The organism is Paramagnetospirillum sp., from assembly GCF_058402745.1.
On the sequence record NZ_JBZVFI010000009.1, the window covers coordinates 1 to 19,811 of the forward strand.

The 19,811-nt window shown below is 67.5% G+C and carries 22 protein-coding genes; 12 read left to right on the plus strand and 10 right to left on the minus strand.

Features of this window, described 5'->3' with window-relative positions:
• Nucleotides 1-155 precede the first annotated feature (155 nt).
• From ACV4UZ_RS06895 to ACV4UZ_RS06905, 3 genes are all read left to right on the plus strand, one after another.
• Nucleotides 156-1,772, plus strand: coding sequence for a fumarate hydratase (locus ACV4UZ_RS06895; protein WP_491600160.1), 1,617 nt, complete (start codon nucleotides 156-158; stop codon nucleotides 1,770-1,772).
• Between the two features lie 104 nt (nucleotides 1,773-1,876).
• Complete coding sequence (locus ACV4UZ_RS06900; RefSeq protein ID WP_491600161.1) at nucleotides 1,877-2,233, plus strand: TfoX/Sxy family protein; 357 nt, start codon at nucleotides 1,877-1,879, stop codon at nucleotides 2,231-2,233.
• A 46-nt stretch (nucleotides 2,234-2,279) separates the two neighbouring features.
• Nucleotides 2,280-2,735, plus strand: coding sequence for a DUF983 domain-containing protein (locus tag ACV4UZ_RS06905; protein ID WP_491600162.1), 456 nt, complete (start codon nucleotides 2,280-2,282; stop codon nucleotides 2,733-2,735).
• Between the two features lie 142 nt (nucleotides 2,736-2,877).
• Here the strand turns inward: ACV4UZ_RS06905 and ACV4UZ_RS06910 are convergent, their stop codons facing one another.
• Complete coding sequence (locus tag ACV4UZ_RS06910; protein WP_491599453.1) at nucleotides 2,878-3,888, minus strand: IS30 family transposase; 1,011 nt, start codon at nucleotides 3,886-3,888, stop codon at nucleotides 2,878-2,880.
• Between the two features lie 330 nt (nucleotides 3,889-4,218).
• Nucleotides 4,219-4,923 (minus strand): response regulator, encoded by a 705-nt coding sequence (locus ACV4UZ_RS06915; protein WP_491600163.1) that lies wholly within the window; start codon nucleotides 4,921-4,923, stop codon nucleotides 4,219-4,221.
• A gap of 160 nt (nucleotides 4,924-5,083) precedes the next feature.
• Here ACV4UZ_RS06915 and ACV4UZ_RS06920 point away from each other — a divergent pair, with 160 nt between their 5' ends.
• Entirely contained in the window at nucleotides 5,084-6,127 is a 1,044-nt protein-coding gene (locus ACV4UZ_RS06920; protein WP_491600164.1) for a sensor histidine kinase, read from the plus strand.
• Nucleotides 6,128-6,542: 415 nt separating this feature from the next.
• On the opposite strand, the gene ACV4UZ_RS06925 is transcribed toward ACV4UZ_RS06920, so the two are convergent.
• The 3 genes from ACV4UZ_RS06925 to ACV4UZ_RS06935 all read right to left on the minus strand — a co-directional run bounded on the left by ACV4UZ_RS06925 (nucleotide 6,543) and on the right by ACV4UZ_RS06935 (nucleotide 7,907).
• Nucleotides 6,543-7,094 (minus strand): hypothetical protein, encoded by a 552-nt coding sequence (locus tag ACV4UZ_RS06925; RefSeq protein WP_491600165.1) that lies wholly within the window; start codon nucleotides 7,092-7,094, stop codon nucleotides 6,543-6,545.
• Between the two features lie 3 nt (nucleotides 7,095-7,097).
• The gene (locus tag ACV4UZ_RS06930) at nucleotides 7,098-7,433 is read right to left on the minus strand and encodes a DUF2794 domain-containing protein (RefSeq protein WP_491600166.1); all 336 of its coding nucleotides are present in this window, start codon (nucleotides 7,431-7,433) and stop codon (nucleotides 7,098-7,100) included.
• 81 nt (nucleotides 7,434-7,514) lie between these two features.
• A complete protein-coding gene (locus tag ACV4UZ_RS06935; RefSeq protein ID WP_491600167.1) occupies nucleotides 7,515-7,907 on the minus strand; it encodes a hypothetical protein in 393 nt (130 codons plus the stop codon).
• Nucleotides 7,908-7,992: 85 nt separating this feature from the next.
• Here ACV4UZ_RS06935 and ACV4UZ_RS06940 point away from each other — a divergent pair, with 85 nt between their 5' ends.
• The 4 genes from ACV4UZ_RS06940 to der all read left to right on the plus strand — a co-directional run bounded on the left by ACV4UZ_RS06940 (nucleotide 7,993) and on the right by der (nucleotide 12,069).
• On the plus strand, nucleotides 7,993-8,550 hold the full coding sequence (locus tag ACV4UZ_RS06940; RefSeq protein WP_491600168.1) for a thioredoxin family protein: 558 nt from the start codon (nucleotides 7,993-7,995) through the stop codon (nucleotides 8,548-8,550).
• Nucleotides 8,551-8,657: 107 nt separating this feature from the next.
• Entirely contained in the window at nucleotides 8,658-9,341 is a 684-nt protein-coding gene (locus ACV4UZ_RS06945; RefSeq protein ID WP_491600169.1) for a tetratricopeptide repeat protein, read from the plus strand.
• 18 nt (nucleotides 9,342-9,359) lie between these two features.
• The gene (locus tag ACV4UZ_RS06950) at nucleotides 9,360-10,676 is read left to right on the plus strand and encodes a PQQ-like beta-propeller repeat protein (protein WP_491600170.1); all 1,317 of its coding nucleotides are present in this window, start codon (nucleotides 9,360-9,362) and stop codon (nucleotides 10,674-10,676) included.
• Nucleotides 10,677-10,686: 10 nt separating this feature from the next.
• Nucleotides 10,687-12,069 (plus strand): ribosome biogenesis GTPase Der, encoded by a 1,383-nt coding sequence (gene der, locus ACV4UZ_RS06955; protein ID WP_491600171.1) that lies wholly within the window; start codon nucleotides 10,687-10,689, stop codon nucleotides 12,067-12,069.
• 202 nt (nucleotides 12,070-12,271) lie between these two features.
• Here der and ACV4UZ_RS06960 read toward each other — a convergent pair whose 3' ends face one another.
• Complete coding sequence (locus ACV4UZ_RS06960; RefSeq protein ID WP_491600172.1) at nucleotides 12,272-12,652, minus strand: NifB/NifX family molybdenum-iron cluster-binding protein; 381 nt, start codon at nucleotides 12,650-12,652, stop codon at nucleotides 12,272-12,274.
• 153 nt (nucleotides 12,653-12,805) lie between these two features.
• Here ACV4UZ_RS06960 and ACV4UZ_RS06965 point away from each other — a divergent pair, with 153 nt between their 5' ends.
• Nucleotides 12,806-13,435, plus strand: coding sequence for a response regulator (locus ACV4UZ_RS06965; RefSeq protein ID WP_491600173.1), 630 nt, complete (start codon nucleotides 12,806-12,808; stop codon nucleotides 13,433-13,435).
• A gap of 148 nt (nucleotides 13,436-13,583) precedes the next feature.
• Here the strand turns inward: ACV4UZ_RS06965 and ACV4UZ_RS06970 are convergent, their stop codons facing one another.
• Complete coding sequence (locus ACV4UZ_RS06970) at nucleotides 13,584-13,787, minus strand: hypothetical protein (RefSeq protein WP_491600174.1); 204 nt, start codon at nucleotides 13,785-13,787, stop codon at nucleotides 13,584-13,586.
• Between the two features lie 21 nt (nucleotides 13,788-13,808).
• Nucleotides 13,809-14,678: a hypothetical protein gene (locus tag ACV4UZ_RS06975; RefSeq protein ID WP_491600175.1), complete on the minus strand. Its 870-nt coding sequence runs from the start codon at nucleotides 14,676-14,678 to the stop codon at nucleotides 13,809-13,811.
• Between the two features lie 113 nt (nucleotides 14,679-14,791).
• Between ACV4UZ_RS06975 and ACV4UZ_RS06980 the strand changes: the two genes are divergently transcribed.
• Nucleotides 14,792-15,340 (plus strand): antibiotic biosynthesis monooxygenase, encoded by a 549-nt coding sequence (locus ACV4UZ_RS06980; protein ID WP_491600176.1) that lies wholly within the window; start codon nucleotides 14,792-14,794, stop codon nucleotides 15,338-15,340.
• 42 nt (nucleotides 15,341-15,382) lie between these two features.
• Here the strand turns inward: ACV4UZ_RS06980 and ACV4UZ_RS06985 are convergent, their stop codons facing one another.
• Together ACV4UZ_RS06985 and ACV4UZ_RS06990 are read right to left on the minus strand one after the other, a co-directional pair.
• Nucleotides 15,383-15,667: a DUF3572 domain-containing protein gene (locus ACV4UZ_RS06985; protein WP_491600177.1), complete on the minus strand. Its 285-nt coding sequence runs from the start codon at nucleotides 15,665-15,667 to the stop codon at nucleotides 15,383-15,385.
• The gene (locus tag ACV4UZ_RS06990; protein WP_491600178.1) at nucleotides 15,660-15,848 is read right to left on the minus strand and encodes a hypothetical protein; all 189 of its coding nucleotides are present in this window, start codon (nucleotides 15,846-15,848) and stop codon (nucleotides 15,660-15,662) included. The genes ACV4UZ_RS06985 and ACV4UZ_RS06990 overlap by 8 nt, the downstream gene beginning before the upstream one ends.
• 151 nt (nucleotides 15,849-15,999) lie before the next feature.
• Here ACV4UZ_RS06990 and ACV4UZ_RS06995 point away from each other — a divergent pair, with 151 nt between their 5' ends.
• Complete coding sequence (locus ACV4UZ_RS06995; protein ID WP_491600179.1) at nucleotides 16,000-16,998, plus strand: ABC transporter substrate-binding protein; 999 nt, start codon at nucleotides 16,000-16,002, stop codon at nucleotides 16,996-16,998.
• Nucleotides 16,988-19,738, plus strand: coding sequence for a bifunctional diguanylate cyclase/phosphodiesterase (locus tag ACV4UZ_RS07000; protein WP_491600180.1), 2,751 nt, complete (start codon nucleotides 16,988-16,990; stop codon nucleotides 19,736-19,738). The genes ACV4UZ_RS06995 and ACV4UZ_RS07000 overlap by 11 nt, the downstream gene beginning before the upstream one ends.
• The last annotated feature ends 73 nt before the right edge of the window (nucleotides 19,739-19,811 follow it).

The window sequence follows — 19,811 nt, forward strand, 5'->3', positions numbered from 1 at the left end:
CTGGACAAGTTCCGCAAGAAGTGACGGTTTCGGGGCGTGGCCCGTGGCCGCCCCCTTGACGTTGCCCGCAAAAAGGTGTTTGACCTGACGCAGCCGTCCACCCCCGACGGGTGGGGCGGCGCTACCCGTTTCTTCTCAGACCGAGGTCGCCGGCCATGTCCGATTTCGCCTACCACGAGCTGTTCCCCCTGTCGTCCGACGACACCCCCTACCGCAAGATCACGGCGGACGGCGTGGGCACCGCCAGCTTCAACGGCCAGACCGTGGTGACGGTGGCCCCCGAGGCGATCACCCTGCTGACCAAGGAAGCCATCAAGGACACTTCGCACCTGTTGCGTCCCGCTCACCTGCAGCAGCTCCGGAACATCCTCGACGACGCCGATTCCTCGCCCAACGACCGCTTCGTCGCCTACGACCTGCTGAAGAACGCCTGCATCGCCTCGGGCGGCGTGCTGCCCATGTGCCAGGACACCGGCACCGCCATCGTCATGGGCAAGAAGGGCCAGAAGGTGTGGACCGGCGGCAATGACGAGGCCGCCATCTCGAGGGGCGTCCAGGAGGCCTATACCGAGCTGAACCTGCGCTATTCCCAGACCGCGCCCATCGACATGTACGAAGAGGTCAACACCGGCACCAACCTGCCGGCCCAGATCGACCTGTTCGCCACCGAGGGCGACGCCTACAAGTTCATGTTCATGGCCAAGGGCGGCGGCTCGGCCAACAAGACCTTCCTCTATCAGCAGACCAAGGCGCTGCTGAACCCCAAGAGCCTGCTGACCTTCCTGGATGCCCAGATCCGCACGCTGGGCACCTCGGCCTGCCCGCCCTACCACCTGGCCATCGTCATCGGCGGCCTGTCGGCCGAGATGTGCCTGAAGACGGTCAAGCTGGCCTCGGCCAAGTACCTGGACTCGCTGCCCACCTCGGGCAACAAGTACGGCCAGGCCTTCCGCGACGTGGAGCTCGAGCAGATCGTCCTCAAGATGACCCAGGACATGGGCATCGGCGCTCAGTTCGGCGGCAAGTACTTCTGCCATGACGTGCGCGTCATCCGCCTGCCGCGCCACGGCGCCTCGTGCCCGGTGGCCATCGGCGTGTCGTGTTCCGCCGACCGCCAGATCCTCGGCAAGATCACCAAGGACGGCGTGTACGTGGAGGCCATGGAGAAGGACCCGGCCAAGTACCTGCCCGACGTGGACGCCTCCAAGCTGGCCGGCGAGGTGGTCAAGATCGACCTCAACCGCCCCATGGACGAGATCAGGAAGACCCTGTCCCAGTACCCGGTGAAGACCCGCGTGTCGCTCACCGGCCCGATGATCGTCGCCCGCGACATCGCCCACGCCAAGCTCAAGGAGCGCCTGGACAAGGGCGAGGGCCTGCCCGAGTACTTCAAGCAGATGGGCGTCTACTACGCCGGTCCGGCCAAGACGCCCAGCAATTACGCCTCGGGTTCGTTCGGGCCGACCACGGCGGGCCGCATGGATTCCTACGTGGACCAGTTCCAGGCCGCCGGCGGCTCCATGCTGATGATCGCCAAGGGCAACCGCTCCAAGGCCGTCACCGAAGCCTGCAAGAAGTACGGCGGCTTCTACCTGGGCTCGGTCGGCGGCGCCGCCGCCCGTCTGGCCCAGGACTGCATCAAGAAGGTCGAGGTCATCGAGTACCCCGAACTGGGCATGGAAGCCATCTGGCGCATCGAGGTGGTCGATTTCCCCGCCTTCATCGTCGTCGACGACAAGGGCAACGACTTCTTCGCCGAGTTCGCCCACTGAGGCTTGGAGCGGCAGCGTGTCCGCCGACGCGGATGGGCTGCCGCCCATACCCGCCCGGAGCGATGCTCCGGACCTCCTTATGACCTGAATGAGGAGGAATACCCATGTCCCGCCAATTCGCCGAACACGTCTGCGACATGCTGTCCCCCCTCGGCCCCGTCACGGCGCGGGCCATGTTCGGGGGCTTCGGCATCTATCTCGATCAGTTGATGTTCGGGCTGATCGCCTGGGACACCCTGTTCCTCAAGGCCGATGACGGCAACCGCCCCATGTTCGAGGAAGCGGGCGCCGCCCAGTTCAAGCCGTGGGACGACAAGCCCATGGTCATGCCCTATTGGGAGGTCCCCGCCGACGTGATGGAGGACGGGGCGGCATTGTGCGCCTGGGGGCGGGCGGCGTTCGACGCGGCGCTCAGGACCCGCAAGCCGCAGCGGAAAAGGACTGGAAAAGGACGGCGTTGAGGATCACTCTTCACGAAGTGCGTCTTATTCGCAGGAGAGTTGCCCGATGCCCCATCGCCTGCGCGTTCCCGTCTGCAAGCCGGCTCCGCCGCCCGCCAACCTGCCGCCGGAGCCCGGGCATCGTCGCCCCATTCTTCTGTCCATCTGGCGCGGGGCGCGGCAGCTGTGTCCCCGCTGCGGCGTGGGAGCCAGCATGGAGGGCTATCTCGGCATCCGCGCCGTCTGCCCCCATTGCGGCGAGCGGCTGGGGCACATCAAGGCCGATGACGGCCCGGCCTATTTCACCATGCTGATCGCCGGCCATATCGTGGTGCCGCTGGTCCTGGCGGCGGAGCAGGCCTGGCATCCGCCGCTGGAGGTGCAGATGGCGGTGGCGGTCAGCGGGCTGGGGCTGCTGATCTGGCGCCTGCTTCCCCGGGTCAAGGGGGCGGTGGTCGGCCTGATGTGGGCGCACGGCCTCAAGGGCGACGAAGTCCAGGGCGACGTGGAGCGCCACGGTTAGGGGGCGGTGCCGTCGTCTTCTTTCATGTCATGCTGAGGCGTAAGCCGAAGGTGCATGAAAGCCCCTTCGCTTTAACAGGCTGCGGAATAACTCGCCTGCCACTCCATTTACCCGTCACCCCCGCGAAGGCGGGGGGATGGACTCACATTTCAAGTGCAACACCGAGATCGATGGCTTTTCCGAGGAAAGCCTCAAGCGGAGTTCGATATCCGAGGCACTTTCGCGGGGTGAGGTTGTAGTCCATGGCCAGGTCGTCCAGATCGGCCTGGGAAACTGCCGCGAGATCTGTTTTTCGCGGCAGTCCCCGCCGCATTCGCCCGATGGCGTTCTCGACGCCGCCCTTCTGCCAGGGGCTATGGGGATCGCAGAAATAGGTTTTCATGCGAAGCCTTGTCTTCAGGCGGCGATGGGCCGCGAATTCAGAGCCGTTATCGAAGGTGATGGTGCGGCGCTGCTCGGCAGGAAATCGCCGCAGCATGGCGGTCAGGCTGTCGGCGATTGGCTCGGCGGCTTTGCTGAGGTGATGCCGGAGCAGAAGCAGGCGCGAGCTACGTTCGTGCGCCACCAGGACGGCTTGGCGATAGCGGGAGAACAGCATCAGATCGGCTTCCCAGTGGCCGGTCTGGCGCCGGTCGGCGACCTCGGCGGGACGCTCGGCTACCGGCACTCGCTGGGGAATGAAATGCACCGAGCTGCCGCCCTTGCGGCCACGCCAGCCACGCTGAAACTTGGCGCGCGGCAGCAGCCGGTGCAGATAGTCCTTGTGGCTGTTCACGCGCCAGTAGATGTAGCGGTAAATTGACTCGTGGCTGATCACCGGCCTACCTTGCTCAAGCTCGAGCCGCCCGGCGATCTGCTCCGGGGACCATCCCATCGCAAGGCCGTCCAAGGTCAGTTTCCTGAGCGCGCTCGAGCGCTCCAGTTTGTAAAGCTTGCGCCGCCGCCGGGCGCGGGCCTGGATCATCGCCCAATCCACCTTGTAGCCGACTTGGGCGCCACTGTTGCGCTCCAGCTCTCGGCTGATTGTTGACGCCGCCCGGCCCAAGGCCCGGGCAATGGCTCGCCGAGATTTACCGTCTGCATGCAGACGGTAAATCTCGCACCGCTCATCCAGACTGAGCTGATTGTATCGTTGTCCCATCGCAGCACCCATTATAGCGGGTGTTGCACTTCGATCGTGAGCTTAGGGGGTCCATGTTGACACAATTTGGCGGCATCGACACAAGATGCAGTTGGCTGATGCATGGATTCCCGCTTTCGCGGGAATGACGACGTCTTGAGACGAGTTTTTCCGCACCCTGTTAAAGCATCGAGCGTCAAATCAGAGACAGATTGTCACCCTGAGCCTCGGCGAAGCATCTTTCAGGCACCTGCGGCAACCGCCTCAGGCTGAAAGATGCTTCGCTGCGCTCAGCATGACAGCGCGTTTCATATTTGACGCTCGTCGCTTTAGGCTCAGGGTGACAACCCGTCTCTGGTTTATTTAATTCGCCACCAGACGGTAGCCGACGCCGTGGACCGTCAGGATGATGGAGGGGTGACGCGAATCCGCCTCGATCTTGCGGCGCAGGCGGCCGACCAGCACGTCGATGGTGCGGTCGATCACCGCCTCGCCGTCGTGCTGGGTGAGGTCGAGCAGCTGGTCGCGGGTCAGCGCCCTTCCGGCGTTGCGGGCCAGGGCGGCCAGCACGTCGAACTCGCCCCGGGTCAGGCGCACCAGCTCGCCGGTGGGCGAGGTCAGCTGGCGGGCGTCGCAATCCAGGCGCCAGCCGGCGAAATTGTGGATGCCGGTGGCCGAGCGCTCGGCGGCCATGGTGGGGGCGACGCGGCGCTGCAGGTTGCGGACCCGCACCGCCAGCTCGCGGGGATTGAACGGCTTGGTGATGTAGTCGTCGGCGCCGATCTCCAGCCCGACGATACGGTCGGTCTCGTCCTGGCGCGCGGTCACCAGGATGATGCCCACCGACGACTTGGCGCGCAGCTCGCGCGCCAGGATCAGGCCGCTTTCATCGGGAAGGTTGATGTCGAGCAGCACCACATCGGGCACCGTGCGCGACACGATGGCCTTCATGTCCCTGGCGTCCGCCGCCTCGCTCACCTGAAAGCCCTCGCCGGTGAGATAGGCCGCGAGTTTGGCGCGAGTGACGGGTTCGTCCTCGACGATCAAGACGTGTGCTTTTGCCGACACTGCATTCTCCGGCCGACGGCCTGTCTGATATTCACCTCCCGTTTACAGGGTATTGGTGCGCAATTCAATCACTGCCGTAATTCCATTGTGAACTTGGCCCTATAAAAGCTCCACTGGGTTTTCCCGCCGGCCATGGCCTTGGAGGCGGGGTGGAGACGAGATGGTTCCGCGGCACATTCCGATCCTTGGGCGCTTAGACGATGGTGGCGGTTTCGGCCGGCTTTCCGCCCTGGTCGGCGTGCTGCTGGTCGCGGTGTTCTGGGTGGGGCTGGGCATGGACCCCGGTCTCGACCGTCAGTTGCCGGTCGGTGGTGGAGTTGCTCCGGTCGAGGGTGTCCGGGGCGGCAACATGGTGCTGGCCACCATCGTGGTGATGGGAATGGGCGCCTTGGTCCTGCTGCTGGTCCAGGCGGTCTATTGGCAGCGGCGCACCGCCGCCCGCCTTCGCCTGCGCGAGGCCGAGCTGACCGAGCAGCGTGACAGGATGCGCCGCTACGTGGCCGACCTGGAACGTATCGCCGAAGTGGCCGCCCACGACCTGCAGGAGCCCCTGCGCCGCATGGTGTCGTACTCCCAGCTGCTGGCCAGTCATGATGCCGCCGGGCGCGACGACGAGGTGCGCGACTATGTCGGGCACGTGGTCGACGGGGCGCGGCGCATGCGGGCGCTGGTCAGCGGGCTCAGGGAGTTCGTGGCGGTGGATTCCGTTCCGCGCACCGGCGAGGTGTGCTCGGCCTGGGTGGCGGTGGGTATCGCCCGCCAGCGCCTGGCCGAGGTGCTGGCCGATGCCGGGGCGACCCTGGTGGTCGATCCCTTGCCCGACGTGGAGGCCGACCAGGCCTCGCTGGTGGAGATATTCGTCCAGCTGCTGGACAACGCCGTGCGCTACCGCTCGCCGGCGCGCCGGCCGGTGATCCACGTCTCGGTGGTCCGTGATGGGGAGATGGCCCGCATCAAGGTCTGCGACAACGGCATGGGCATCGATTCGGCCCGCATGGTCCGCATGTTCGAGATTTTCTATCGTCCCCATGGCGGTGACGAGGGTGTTGCGCCCGGTGTCGGTACCGGTCTGGCGGTCGTGCGCCGCCTGGTGGAGCGTCTGGGCGGCCAGGTCTGGGTGGAATCGGAGGGCGGTGTCGGTAGTTCCTTCGGCTTCAGCCTGCGCCTGGGGACGCTGCGTGGCGAGGAGGCGAACGCCGCCTGAAGCGGCGATGAAGACGGGGTGGTATCGTCCTTCGGCGATGCCTCCTCGGTGGCACGGTCAGCTTGCGGCATCCCCGAACCCCAAGCCGCGGGCAAGATCGGAGAGGAGGGGGTGCCCCCAACGCCCCCTCCTCGCAGCCACCGGAAATCAGAGGAAATGTTCCTTCGCGGCCATCCCCGAACCCCAAGGCCGCGAGGGGGCTTGGAGAGGGAGCGGCCCCCAAACGCTCCCTCTCCTTCACTTTCGGGCATGGGGACGGTCACGCCGTCCTGCCATCGGTTCGAGATTTCACCTCATCCCGACCAGAGCGAAGATCCCCGTCCGGAGCGGCGGTACCGGTTCTGAACGACCGTGCCGGGACGGGATCCCTCCGCCCGCCGGGCGTCGGGATGACGGGGGCATTCGATGGTCGCAATCAGTTCGCCGTGCCGGGAAGCGCGGGCTCGGGCGGAAGATTGGCCGCCGCCACCCGGCCGAGGTGCCGTTTCAGCTTCAGCAGGGCGGCGGCCAGTTCGGTTCTGGCATCCCGTTGCTCGCTGTCCGAGGTTTTCGGATCGGGGATGGTGGTGAGGCAGACCAGCACCTCGCGCGCCGCCAGCCGTATGTCCGTCTCACCCTGACGGGCGAGATCGCCCAGGGCGGCGATCTCGCGTTCCGGGGCGGCCCGGAAGTGAGTGCGGAGGTAGGATTCGGCGGTGCCGTCATCGTGAAGGATGTGGGCATGCAGGCCCGCGTCGCGGGCGCTGAGCTCGTTCAGCAGGATCATGGCGAACCAGCCGAGGGTGATTTCGGTCAGGTTGATTCCTCGCCGGGTCTTCTGCAGGAAGGTCTCGATCTTGTCCATGTCCACCAGGATCTCCCGGCGGAACTCCTCGCGCTCCTCGGCGTTCATCTCGGGCGGTGGCGGCGGCGGCGCGGCGCAGCCGAGCAGGGCGAGGACCAACAGGGCGACGGCGACGGGGCGCATGGGCTATGGCGCCACGGGATGGGGCGCGCGCTCCAGGGCGGCCAGCACGCCGGCCAGGGAGGGCCCGCGCGACACGATCCGTCCCGACCGCGCGACGCTCCAGGTGGCGCCCCGGGGGCCGGGGGCCGATTTGGTGACGGTGTAGAGAGGGCGTTCGAGAGCGTGGCGGAAAATGGAGAACACCGCGCCGTCGGGCCGCACGTCGATGGCATAGTCACGCCATTCGCCGTTGGCGACCCGTACCGCGTAAAGGGCCAGCAACTGGGTGATCTCGGTACGCTCGAAGTGGACGAATCCCCTGCCAGCCCGGAATTCCGACATGCGGATCAATGTTGCCATCGGTCACCCCACCGGTCTTGCCCCTGGAACGACTGTCGCCCACGGGATGGTGCCTGTCGAGTATTTAGATGGGTTTGGCGGTCAGCGGATGGGAGTGGAGGCGGGGACGAAGCCGATCAGGCGGTCGTTGCCTTCGTTGTAGGGCTGGGAATAGCAGGTGGGCCGCGCCAGGGTGCTGTAGCAATAGACCTGGGGTGGCGGCGCCGGCCGGTCGGGCAGGTCCATGCAATAGGCGTCGCCGCGCTCGGCCCTGGGGCTCGAGCAATCCTTGCCGGTGATCCAGCCCACCACGTGGTCGCCGATGGTCTTGTGGGTGTTGATCAGGCTCAGCGCTTCCAGCTGCATGAAGGTGTAGGCATTGGGCAGCGGCCGGGGGCCGGGATTGATGGTGCCGCGCTCGCCGATCCAGGCGCAGCCGCCCACCGCCAGCATGCCGGCCAAAGCCCCAACCAATGCAAAATTGCGCCCGATCATTTCTATGATCCTGCCAGACACTTGAACTATAGTGTGGGACCACGTCAAAACGGAATCAATGGGCAGATTCTGCCGGGGGCGAGACATGGCGGTGACGGCACCACTTTGCGCCGGGGACTGGCAAGGGCCGGATTTCGCCCTGCCCGGAATCGATGGCCGGATCTGGCGTCTGGCCGACGTCAGGGGCGAGCGCGGCACGCTGGTGGCCTTCATCTGCAATCATTGCCCCTATGTGGTGGCCATCATCGACCGGCTGGTCCGCGACGCGGCCCTGCTGCGGGCGGAAGGGATCGGCGTGGTGGCGATCAATTCCAACGATCCCATCCAGTACCCCGAGGATTCCTTCGACAACATGACGATCTTCGCCCGGGCGCATGGGATCGGCTTCCCCTACCTGTTCGACGAAAGCCAGGAGGTGGCGCGGGCCTGGGGCGCGGTCTGCACCCCGGACTTCTTCGGCCTGGACCGGGACGGCCGCCTGCGCTATCGCGGCCGGCTGGACGAGTCCGGCCGCCTGCCCGCCGCCCCGGACGCGCGGCGCGAGCTGCTGGACGCCATGCGGCTGGTGGCGGCCACCGGGCTGGGTCCGGAGCATCAGGTGCCCAGCATGGGCTGCTCGATAAAGTGGCGCGAGGCGCCTTGAGGGGAGTCGTGACGCCGTATTTGCCAAGGGGGCCGGGGCGGACTATGTTACGGCGCGGCTCCAGGCCAACAGCCGGGAGCGTGACCGCCCGCATGGAGTAGAGTTCCTTGACCGAGAAGCACGACGATGCCGCCGCCGACCTCCTGATCAAGGAGGTGGACGAGGATCTGCGGCAGGAAGAGCTCAACAGGCTGTGGAAGAAGCACGGCAGCCTGCTGACACTGGCGGCCGTGGCGCTGGTGCTGGCGGTGGCCGGCTGGCAGGGCTGGCAGGCCTGGGACACCAAGCAGCGCCAGGCGGCCTCGGCTCGCTATTCCGAGACCTCGGCGCTGGTGGAGCAGGGAAAGAAGGACGAAGCCTCCGAGGTGCTGGCCAAGCTGGCCGCCGAGGGACCCAAGGGGTACCGCCTGCTGGCAGAACTGCGCCGGGCCGACATGGCCCAGCAGGCGGGCGATTTCGCCGGCGCCGCCGCGCTGTACGGCAAGATCGCCGCCGACAGCGGAGTCGACAAGGTTTACCGCGACATGTCGGCCATCCGCGCCGCCTATCTGGTGCTGGACAGCAGCGATCCCGCCGCCATCGAGAAGTCGGTGGAGCCGCTGGCGGTGGAGGCCAGCTCGTGGCGTCATTCCGCCCGCGAGATCCTGGCGCTCGCCGCGCTGAAGCGCGGCGATTCCGCCCGTGCCGCCGATCTGTTCGCCAAGATCGCCGAGGACGCCGCCGCGCCGCAGGGGCTTCGCACCCGCGCCGCCGAAATGCTAGCCGCCACCGGGCAACGCGCCAGGAGCTGATTCATGGGAATGACCGTCATGACGCGCAGGATCGCCGGTGTCTTGATCGCCGCGCTGGCGCTGGGGGGCTGCGACAGCTGGCTGGGTGAGAACAAGGCACCGCCCCTGCCGGGCAAGCGCATCTCGGTCCTGTCGCGCGAGAAGATGGTCGAACCCGACATCGGCGGGGCGGTGGCCAAGATCGTGCTGCCGCCGCCCGAGGACAACGAGGACTGGCCCCAGGCCGGCGGCTATTCCAACCACGCCATGCATCACATGGAGGTGGGCGACGCCCTGGAGCGCGCCTGGAGCAGCGATGCCGGCACCAGCGCCGGCAAGCGCCGCCGCCTGCTGGGGCAGCCCATCGTCGCCGATGGCCGGGTCTTCACCGTCGATGCCTCGTCCAGGGTATCGGCCTTCGACGCCAATACCGGCAAGCGGCTGTGGCGGGTCGATCTCACTCCCGAGGACACCTCCGAGGTCTATACCAGCGGCGGCCTGGCCTACGAGGACGGACAGATCTTCGCGGCCACCGGCTTCGCCCAGGTGGTGGCGCTCAACGCCGGCAGCGGTCGGATCGAGTGGCGCCAGACCGTGTCGGGGCCGCTGCGCGGTTCGCCCACCGTGCGCGGCGGACGGGTGTTCGCGGTGACCGTCGATAACCAGACCCATGCCCTGGCGGCCGAGGACGGCTCGGTGCTGTGGGTCCATAGCGGCATCGCCGAATCCGCCGGTCTGCTGGCCGGCAACTCGCCGGCCGTGGACGGCAACATGGTGGTGGTTCCCTATTCCTCGGGCGAGATCTTCGCGCTGCGCGTCGAGAACGGCTCCATCATCTGGCAGGATTCTCTGGCCACCGTGCGCCGCACCGAGATCGTCGGCGCCCTGCTCGACATTCGCGGCCGTCCGGCCATCGACCGGGGCCGCGTCTACGCCATCAGCAATGCCGACATGCTGGTCTGCATGGACCAGCGCACCGGTCGGCGCATCTGGGAGAAGGAGATCGGCGGCGTCCAGAGCCCGTGGATCGCCGGCGACTATCTCTTCGTGCTGACCAACAACAACGAGGTGCTGGCGCTGGAGGCCAAGACCGGCCGCATCGTCTGGGTGACCGAGATGCAGAACTGGGAGAACCCCAAGGACCGCGAGGGCCGCATCGTCTGGGTCGGCCCGGTCCTGGCCTCGGACCGCCTGATCGTGGCCTCGTCCGACGGCAAGCTGGTGTCGCTGTCGCCCTATACCGGTGACATGCTGGGCTGGGAAGAGGCTCCCGCCGGCATCAGCATCGCGCCGGCGATCGCCAACGGGACCCTGTATTTCCTGACCGACGACGCCGATCTCGTCGCCTATCGCTAGAGTACCCTTCATGTCCTTTACCGTGGCCATCGTCGGACGCCCCAACGTGGGCAAGTCCACCCTGTTCAACCGTCTGGTGGGCAAGCGCCTGGCCATCGTCCACGACCTGCCCGGGGTGACCCGCGACCGCCGCGAGGGCAAGGCCAGCCTGCTGGGCATGGAGTTCCAGGTGGTCGACACCGCCGGCTTCGAGGACGAGGGCGGCGATTCCGTCGAGGCGCGCATGCGCCGCCAGACCGACATGGCGGTGTCCGAGGCCGACGTGGCCCTGCTGCTGATCGATGCCCGCGCCGGGGTGACGCCGCTGGACCGCCATTTCGCCGATCATCTGCGCCGTCTGCCCACTCCGGTGATCCTGGTGGCCAACAAGTGCGAGGGCAAGGCGGGAGCGCCCGGACTGTACGAGGCCTACGGCCTGGGCATGGGCGAGCCGGTGCCGGTCTCGGCCGAGCACGGCGAGGGCATGTACGAGCTGTTCGAGGCGCTGCGCGACCACGCCATCAAGGCAGGCGCCCTGACCGAGGACGGCGACGATCCCGAGGAGCCCGAGGCATCCGACGAGGACGACCCGACCCGCCCCCTGACCATGGCCATCGTCGGCCGTCCCAACGTGGGCAAGTCGACGCTGGGCAACCAGCTGCTGGGCCAGGAGCGCCTGCTGACCGGCCCCGAGGCCGGCCTGACCCGCGACGCCATCGCCGTGGAATGGGAGCACCGGGGGCGGCGCATGAAGCTGGTGGACACCGCCGGTCTGCGCAGGAAGGCCCAGATCTACGACGCCATCGAGAAGCTGTCGGTGGGCAACACCATCGAGACCATCCGCATGTCCGAGGTGGTGGTGCTGGTGATGGACGCCGCCGCCATCCTGGACAAGCAGGACCTGACCATCGCCCGGCTGGTGGTGGACGAGGGCCGCGCCCTGGTGCTGGCCATCAACAAGTGGGACATGGTCGACGATCCCCAGACCGCCCTGAAGCGCCTGAAGGACCGGCTGGAAACCTCGCTGCCCCAGGCCAAGGGCGTCGCCACCGTGACCCTGTCGGCCCTGACCGGGCGGGGCGTCGAGCGGCTGATGGACGCGGTGCTGGATACCTGGAACCACTGGAACCGCCGCATTCCCACCGCCCAGCTCAACCGCTGGCTGGAGGACATGATCGAGCGCCATCCGCCGCCGGCCCTGCCGGGCGGGCGCCGCTACAAGATCCGCTACATGACCCAGGCCAAGGCCCGGCCGCCGACCTTCGTGCTGTTCGCGACAAGGCCCGAGGAACTGCCGGAATCCTATTCCCGCTATCTGGTCAACGGCCTGCGCGAGGCCTTCGACCTGCCCGGCGTGCCGGTCCGCCTCTATGTGCGCGGCGGCAAGAATCCCTACGCCGACAAGGACGGCTGACCCAGTCGTGTCATCCTGAGCGGAGCGAAGGATCTTTCACCCGATCGCGGTTGAAAGATGCTTCACCTGCGGTTCAGCATGACAGGTGGGGCCCTTATACCAAGATGCACTGATCGGAACCGATCAGTGCATCGCCCTCAATCGCCGGGCGCCACCTGTGGCGGCTGGGCTCCCGCCGCATAAGCGGCGCGGCCCTTTGGTATTACTTGTGCTTGGAGAACAGGTCCAGCGTCTTGCAGATCAGCGAGCCGATGGGGCGGGGCTTGGGGGCCGACAGGCATTCCGCCAGGTAATCGGCCACCGCCTTGTCGGGGTCGGTCTCGGCGGTCTGGCGGGCATCGATGCCGCGGGCCTGCATGCGCTTCATGAAGCCGTCGCCGGCCGATATGGCGATCACCGTCTCGATGCCGTCGAGAGGATGGGGGCCGTCACCTTCGTAATGGTGAAAGACCTGGGCGGGTTCCAGCTCGATCCGGGCGGGGGCGGCGCTGGCTTCGGACTCGTAGACCAACCAGTAACGGGCACGCCCGGCATGGCCGGTGACCTTGGCGAAGCGGGAATCCACGGCAACGGCGATTTTCATGGCAAGTCGTCCTCAATGTGAAGCAATTCATAGACATGGAAAGATCAAACGATCACCAAGGCGAGTCTGGGGCGGGAATACGTATCGGGATGCGCATTCCCTTGATGTGGGGCCTGAACTCGGCGATGATCCGGCAGGCGGAGGAGAACGACTGTGACGGTACGCATTCTGATAGCCGAGGATCAACAGCTGGTTCGGCAGGGCCTGGTTGCCTTGCTGGCGGTTGACGATGTCACCATCGTGGGCGAGGCGGAGGATGGCAGGGGGGCGCTCGAGATGGCCCGGACCCTGTCGCCGGACGTGGTGCTGATGGATCTGTCCATGCCCGAGCTGGACGGTGTGGAGGCGACGCGGCGCATCAAGCAGGTGGCGCCGCAGGTGCGCGTCCTGGTTCTCACCGTCGCCAATTGCGAACGCCGGGTGGCCGAGGCCCTGGCCGCCGGCGCCGATGGCTATGCCCTGAAGAAGCTTGGCCATGCCGAACTGATGGCGGCCATCACCGCGGTGTGCGCGGGCAAGACCTATCTCGGCCCCGGCCTGTCCGAGGATCTGGTCAAGGAGTATCTGGAAGGCTCGGACATGGGCGGCGGTTCGCTGACCGCCCGCGAGCGCGAGGTGCTGCAGCTGATCGCCCGCGGCCACAAGAACCGCGAGATCGCCGACGAATTGGGCATCGCCATCAAGACGGTGGAAACCCACCGCACCAAGATCATGCAGAAGCTCGACCTGCACAATTCCGCCGAACTGGCGGCCTATGCCATCCGGCGCGGCCTGATCGAATAATACGGAATCCGAATGATCAATTCGGTTTCCGTACTCAGCGCCCATTGCGGGCGCGGCCAAGCAAACCGAAGGTTTGCGCCCGGCGAGGGGCATGAATAAATCATACCAAATCCGAATCAATCATTCGGATTTGGCATGATCTCCGGCATCACTGGGATTCCGGCGGCGGCGGCGGGGGATTGCCTCCCTTGCGCCGGCCGCGGCGCAGCTTCTGCTCCACGCCGCAATCCAGGCACACCTGGGCGCGGGCCCGGCGGCAGCGGTCCTTGACCGGGCAATCCTCCGGCGGCTCGGCCCGGGTGGGACGGCCGGAGCGGGTGGAGGGGCGCTTGGGGGGAGGCGGATCTTCCATGCTGGCCCGAGGGGCGAAGGCCTAGTGCCCGCCCTTCTTTTCCTTCTTGTCGTCCTTCTTCTCGTCCTTGCCGCCGCCTTTGCCCGCCACCTGGTCGGGGCGTATGAAGGTCTGCAGGGGCTTCAGCCAATCAGAGGCGTCGTTGGCCCGTTCCGCCACGGCGGCGCGGCCGTCGCTCGAGGCGTTCAACGTGGCGGTGATCTCTTCCAGGGCGGCCCGCTGGGTTGCCTCGTCGCCGCCTTCGGCCCGGACGGCGAACACGGCGCGGACCGGAATGGCGGCGTCCGGGCCGGTGGGGCGCAGCGACAGCATCCAGCCTACCCTGCGGTTGGCGCCCTCGATCACCCCCTCCTTCATCATCAGGGTCTGGTTGGCCGCCATGATGCCGATGGAATAGCGCAGAACCGGGCCGCCCGGCGCCGCCGCCAGCGTCACGCCCACCGGAATGGGCTTGGTGCCGTGCACCACCAGCTCGCCCTCGACGGCGTAGGCGATGCCGTCGGTGCGGGGAAAGCGCGCCAGTTCGTTCCTGAACGAGAAGGTGGCCTCGTTGGAGCGGGTCCAGCCGCGCGGAATTTCCTTGCGCAGCAGGAAGCGCTCCACGGTGCGGCGAAGGGTGTAGAAATGCTCGTCCTCGGTGGGGGTGAAGCTCTCACGCTTGCGCGGCGCCGGCAACAGGCCGGTGGCCTCGATGGTGAAGATGCCGAAGCCGCTGGCCACCGGCGCCTTCTCCACCAGGGCGAAATTCTCCACCGCCACGGCGACGGGGAGGGGGGCGCCGGGAACGCCCTTGACCGGGGCGGTGGCTGCCTGGGATTCCGCCGCCATGGCCCCGGGCGACAGGACGGCCATGGCCGCGAGTGCAAGCAACGCCATCGACCTGAGGGGCATGAGGGAAATCCGATCCTGTTCGTCCCGCGCGACTGGCGGCATTGTGGTCCCTGTACGGGCGGGTTTTCAACTCCCAGATAGGGAGGATGATGGGGCGTGGAAAGGAAAAAAAGATGGAAGGGCAAGCCGGGCCGGTCACCGTCAGCATCACCCGCAAGGCCGTCCCTGGCCGCGAGGCTGATTACGAGGCCTGGATATCGCGGGTCACCGCCGAGGTCAGCCACTGGCCGGGCTATCAGGGGGTCAACGTCCTGCGGCCGGCGGCGGCGACCGATTTCGCCTATGTCACCATCTATCGCTTCGCCAACTGGGAGCAGTGCCACGCCTTCGAGAAGTCGGAGGTGCGCGCCCGCCTGCTGAAGGATTTGGAGGGCATGGTGGAATCCGAGGCGGAGATCAAGAAGGTCACCGGCCTGGAATTCTGGTTCGACCTGCCCGAGGTTCCCGCCCAGGCCCGGCCGTCGCCCCACAAGATGGCCCTGGTGGTCACCCTGGTGGCCTATGGCGTGGTCATGGGCCTGAATCTCACCATCGGGCCGCTGATCGCCGCCTACCCGTTGTGGCTGAAGGCCCTGATCATGGTGTCGGCCCAGGTGCTGCTGATGACCTACATCTTCATGCCCCAGGCCACAAGGCTGCTGCGCCGCTGGCTGTTCGGCTGAGGGGGCGACTTTGCCGGCCCATCCGCTTGAATGTCGATTGGCCTAGCGCCGCAGCGCGCCGGGCAGGGCGTGGCGGGCCAGGGCCACCGACTGGGCCGGCAGGTCCACCTCGTCGGCGAAGGCCCGCAGCGCCGATTCGTCGTCCAGCAGGAAGTCCAGCACCGCCCCCAGCACGTCCGCCTCGCCGGCCCGCCGCCGCAGGGTCTCGCAATCGCAGCCGGTCAGCGCCAGGAAGCGCATGGCCCTGTCCTGGTCGGCGACCAGCCAGGCCAGTGCCCGCAGCGCCGTCACTTCCGCCGAGGCGGGAGAAATCATGGCGTCACGCATGGCCGATCCCCCTGGCCCGGTACATGCGCTCCACCTGGGAGAGCAGCCGCATGGCCCGGTCCGCCGCCGGCCAGTCGCCCCGCCGGGCCAGGTCTTCGGCCCGCCGTGCCGCCACGAAAATTGCTTCCCGCCCGAAATAGGCGACCATCTCATGGGCCGCGCTGGTCCATTGTTCGTCCATGACTGCCTCCGTAACAGAACAAAACGATAAAATAGAACGAACAAAATGGCAATATCGAGTTTCGCCCGGGGTGGTGGCCGGGCTTGAACCGATAACGTGCAGTTCCCATCTCCCATTACGGAGGTATGGGTGGGCGAAAGGGGAGGACCGAATGCGGTTTCGCTGGGCCTTGGCGGGGGTGGGAGGCGCCGCTCTCCTCGCCGTCTTGGTGCTGCTGCGCTGGGGCGGCGTTTTCGACGACCGCAAGCTGGTGGTCGGCGTCCTCAACCATGCCATGGTGGCCGAGGAGGCCCTGGACGGTTTCAAGACCGGGATGGCGGCCCAGGGGTATCCCGAGGGAAGCCGTGTCACCTATCACTATCGCGGTCCGGTGACCGGTCCGGCCCTGGAGGCCGAGGCGGAACGGCTGGCGGGGTTGCGGCCCGACCTGTTTCTCAGCCTGTCGACTCCGGCGGCCAAGGCGGCCTTCGCGGTGGCCCGGCCGCTGGGCGCGCCGCTGGTCTTCGCCCCGGCCAGCGACCCCATCGCCATCGGCCTGGCCGAGACCCTGGGCCGGCCGGGCCGCAACGCCACCGGCGTCACCTTCGGCATTCAGGAGCCGGTGCGGCTGCAATGGCTGAAATCCCTGCTGCCCGATCTCAAGGCGGTGCTGGTGCCCTATAATCCCGACGATGCCTCGCCCCGGGTGTCGGTGTCCAAGATCACGCCGCTGGCCGCCGAGCTGGGGATACGCCTCGATCTGGCCCATGTTCGCAACGTGCCCGAGCTGGAAGTGGCCCTGGCACGGATGGCGCCCGACGTGGGGGCGGTGTTCGTGCCGGTGGACGCCTTCGTGGCGTCCCAGGTGCCGGGGCTCATGCTGGCCACCCTGGACCGGGGAATTCCCCTGACCACGCCCCAGCGCGGCGGCGTGGTGGACGGTGCCTTCATGTCCTACGGCCTCGACATGCGGGCCCTGGGCGGGCAGGGCGCCCGGCTGGCCGCCCAGATCTTCGGCGGCGTTCCCGCCGGCGACCTGCCCGTGGAGACGGCCGAATTCCGTCTGGTCATCAACATGGAGACCGCCGGACGCCTGGGCATTCCGATTCCCGATGCCATCCTGCGTCAGGCCGAGCTGATCCGCGCGGCGAGGGGGGGCGATGGCCGTTGAGCGTTCGCTCCACCGCAAGCTTCGGCTGGCCTTCGTCGCTCTGGCGGTGGGGCCGCTGCTGGTGGCCGGGCTGGTTCTCTCGGCCACCGTCTACCGCCTGCAGGATCGCCAGACCGAGGCCATCCAGCGTCAGGTCGGACGGACCATCGCCTCGGAGTTCCGCAATTACCTGGGCACGCTGATCATCGAGCTGGAGGAACCCATCCGCCGTCAGGGCGTCGCGTCGCTCGACTCCGCCGGGCGGCAGGCCCTGGCCGAGGGGCTGATCGCCTTCGAGCCCATGTTCATCGAGGTGGTGGTGCTCGATCCCTCGGGAAACATCATGGCGCGGGCCAGCCGCTTCGAGCCGGTGGTATCCCAGGGTGCGGCCGGGCTGGCCCATCTGCCCGAGGTGGCGGCGGCCATGGTCGGCGGCGCCAACGCCATCGGCGCCATCCGCCAATACGGCGCCACCAACGAACCGATGATCGGGCTGGCGGTGCCCTCCATCGACCCCAGGAGCGGCCGGCCGGAGGGCTTCGTCCTGGCCCAGGCCCGCTTCCGGCGGGTGTGGGACCTGACCCGGCCGCTGCCCGGCCTCGAGCCGCTGAACAGCTATGTCCTCGACCATGCCGGTCAGGTGATCGCCCATCGCAATCCTTCCGTGGTGCTGGCCCACACCATCCGGCGCCTGCCGGTGGCCGATGGCATCGGCCGGGGGCTGGACGGCGCCTGGGCCTTCACCACCAGCGAGGCCTTCGTGATCGGCGGGCGCCGTTTCCTGGTGGTGGTGGAGCAGCCGCTGCTCAGCGCGCTGAAGCTGCCGGCCGGGACGGTGCTGATCGTCGCCGTGGTGCTGCTGCTGGGCGGCCTGGGGGCCTGGGTCCTGATGCGCCGGGCGCGCCGCGCCATCCTGGCCCCCATCGACGCCCTGGCCGAGGCGGTGCGGGACGTGGAGGCCGGCGACATGACCCGGCGGGCTCCGGTCACCTCGGCGGACGAGATCGGCGCCCTGGCCTCCGCCTTCAATTCCATGACCGGACGGGTGGGCGAATTGCTGCGCGACCTGGGCGAGTCCGAGGAGAAGTTCCGACTGGTCATGGACAGCGCCAGCGATGCCCTGGTGGTGATCGATGCCGAAGGGGTGATCGTGTCGTGGAATCGCGGCGCCACACGCATGTTCGGTTACCAGCCGGAGGAGATCCTGGGGCAGAACGTCACCCGGCTGATGCCCGATTACCTGCGCGAGCGTCACGACGCCATCCTGGCCGGCATCCGCCAGACCGCCGACCATCAGGTCGATACCACGCCGCGCGAGCAGCCGGCCCAGCGCAAGGACGGAACCCTGTTCCCGGTGGAGGTCACCCTGGCCGGGTTCTCGTTCAAGGGAAGCCGCTTCTATTCCGGCATCATGCGCGACATCTCGGCGCGCAAGGAGGCGGAATCCAACATCCGCTTCCTGGCCCGTCACGACGTCCTGACCGGCCTGGCCAACCGTGCGGTGCTGCGCGAGAAGCTGGACGAGACCCTGCCCGAGACCGGGGCGCGGCAGCAGCATTGCCTGCTGTTCATCGACCTCGACAACTTCAAGATGGTCAACGACGTGCTGGGCCACAGCTTCGGCGACCGGCTGCTGGTGGAGGTGGCCGACCGGCTGCGCTCCATCGAGGGGGCCTACAACACCGTCTGCCGCCACGGCGGCGACGAGTTCATCCTGCTGGCCCCCGACATCCAGACCCGGGAAAAGGCGGCGGAGCTGGCCGAGCAGGTGCTGGCCCTGATGGGCGATCCCTTCGCCATCGATTCCCAGGCCATCGAGGTGGGCTGCTCCATCGGCATCACCATGGCGCCCGACGATGGCACCGACGCCGAGACGCTGATCCGCAAGGCCGACATCGCCATGTACAAGGCCAAGGAGAAGGGGCGCCTGGGCTATCAGTTCTTCACTTCCGCCATGGACCGCCAGATGGCGGAGCGTCGCGCGCTGGAGAAGTCCCTGCGCCAGGGCCTGCGCGATGGCGAGGTGTTCATCCATCTTCAGCCCAAGGTCCGGCTGGGCGAGGGCCGGGTCACCGGCTTCGAGGCCCTGGCCCGCTGGCAGAGCGCCGAGCACGGCCCGGTGCCGCCGGGCCGCTTCATTCCGGTGGCCGAGGAATGCGGCCTGGTCGCCGCCATCGGCGACACGGTGCTGCGCCGGACCCTGGGCGCCATGGCCGGCTGGCAGGCGGGCGGACGGCAGCCCCTGCCGGTGGCGGTCAACCTGTCGGCCGGTCAGTTGGGCAATCCCGGCCTGGCCGGCGAGATCGACGGCCTGTTGCGCGAATTCGGCGTGGCGCCCCCGCTGCTGGAACTGGAACTGACGGAAAGCATGCTGATGGGTGACGCCGAGCAGGTGCGCTCCATCCTGTTCCGCCTCAAGGACCTGGGGATCAGGCTCAGCATCGACGATTTCGGCACCGGCTATTCCAGCCTCAGCTACCTGAAGCGCTTTCCCGTGGACGTGCTGAAGATCGACCGCTCCTTCGTCACCGACCTGCCCGGCGACCCCGAGGGCGAAGCCATCTGCCTCGCCATCATCCGCATGGCCAAGGCCCTGTCCCTGGACGTGGTGGCCGAGGGGGTGGAGACCGAGGCGCAAAGCCGCTTCCTGGGCGAGAACGGCTGCGATTTCGCCCAGGGTTACTATTTCGCCCGCCCGCTGCCGGTGGAGCAGGCGGCGGATTACCTGCCCCTGGCCTGCGCGCCGGACCAGCCGGCTTAAAGCGTCGGGCGTCAAATCAGAGACAGATTGTCACCCTGAGCCTTGGCGAAGGGTCTTTCAGGCACAGGCGGCA

Coding starts and splice junctions, on each gene's coding strand:
- ACV4UZ_RS06995 (WP_491600179.1), top strand. CDS start 16,000: ATGCGGTTTCGCTGGGCCTTGGCGGGGGTGGGAGGCGCCGCTCTCCTC.
- ACV4UZ_RS06910 (WP_491599453.1), bottom strand. CDS start 3,888: ATGGGTGCTGCGATGGGACAACGATACAATCAGCTCAGTCTGGATGAG.
- der (WP_491600171.1), top strand. CDS start 10,687: ATGTCCTTTACCGTGGCCATCGTCGGACGCCCCAACGTGGGCAAGTCC.
- ACV4UZ_RS06940 (WP_491600168.1), top strand. CDS start 7,993: ATGGCGGTGACGGCACCACTTTGCGCCGGGGACTGGCAAGGGCCGGAT.
- ACV4UZ_RS06930 (WP_491600166.1), bottom strand. CDS start 7,433: ATGGCAACATTGATCCGCATGTCGGAATTCCGGGCTGGCAGGGGATTC.
- ACV4UZ_RS06985 (WP_491600177.1), bottom strand. CDS start 15,667: ATGCGTGACGCCATGATTTCTCCCGCCTCGGCGGAAGTGACGGCGCTG.
- ACV4UZ_RS06905 (WP_491600162.1), top strand. CDS start 2,280: ATGCCCCATCGCCTGCGCGTTCCCGTCTGCAAGCCGGCTCCGCCGCCC.
- ACV4UZ_RS06970 (WP_491600174.1), bottom strand. CDS start 13,787: ATGGAAGATCCGCCTCCCCCCAAGCGCCCCTCCACCCGCTCCGGCCGT.
- ACV4UZ_RS06990 (WP_491600178.1), bottom strand. CDS start 15,848: ATGGACGAACAATGGACCAGCGCGGCCCATGAGATGGTCGCCTATTTC.
- ACV4UZ_RS06980 (WP_491600176.1), top strand. CDS start 14,792: ATGGAAGGGCAAGCCGGGCCGGTCACCGTCAGCATCACCCGCAAGGCC.
- ACV4UZ_RS06925 (WP_491600165.1), bottom strand. CDS start 7,094: ATGCGCCCCGTCGCCGTCGCCCTGTTGGTCCTCGCCCTGCTCGGCTGC.
- ACV4UZ_RS06935 (WP_491600167.1), bottom strand. CDS start 7,907: ATGATCGGGCGCAATTTTGCATTGGTTGGGGCTTTGGCCGGCATGCTG.
- ACV4UZ_RS06920 (WP_491600164.1), top strand. CDS start 5,084: ATGGTTCCGCGGCACATTCCGATCCTTGGGCGCTTAGACGATGGTGGC.
- ACV4UZ_RS07000 (WP_491600180.1), top strand. CDS start 16,988: ATGGCCGTTGAGCGTTCGCTCCACCGCAAGCTTCGGCTGGCCTTCGTC.
- ACV4UZ_RS06960 (WP_491600172.1), bottom strand. CDS start 12,652: ATGAAAATCGCCGTTGCCGTGGATTCCCGCTTCGCCAAGGTCACCGGC.
- ACV4UZ_RS06975 (WP_491600175.1), bottom strand. CDS start 14,678: ATGCCCCTCAGGTCGATGGCGTTGCTTGCACTCGCGGCCATGGCCGTC.
- ACV4UZ_RS06950 (WP_491600170.1), top strand. CDS start 9,360: ATGACGCGCAGGATCGCCGGTGTCTTGATCGCCGCGCTGGCGCTGGGG.
- ACV4UZ_RS06900 (WP_491600161.1), top strand. CDS start 1,877: ATGTCCCGCCAATTCGCCGAACACGTCTGCGACATGCTGTCCCCCCTC.
- ACV4UZ_RS06895 (WP_491600160.1), top strand. CDS start 156: ATGTCCGATTTCGCCTACCACGAGCTGTTCCCCCTGTCGTCCGACGAC.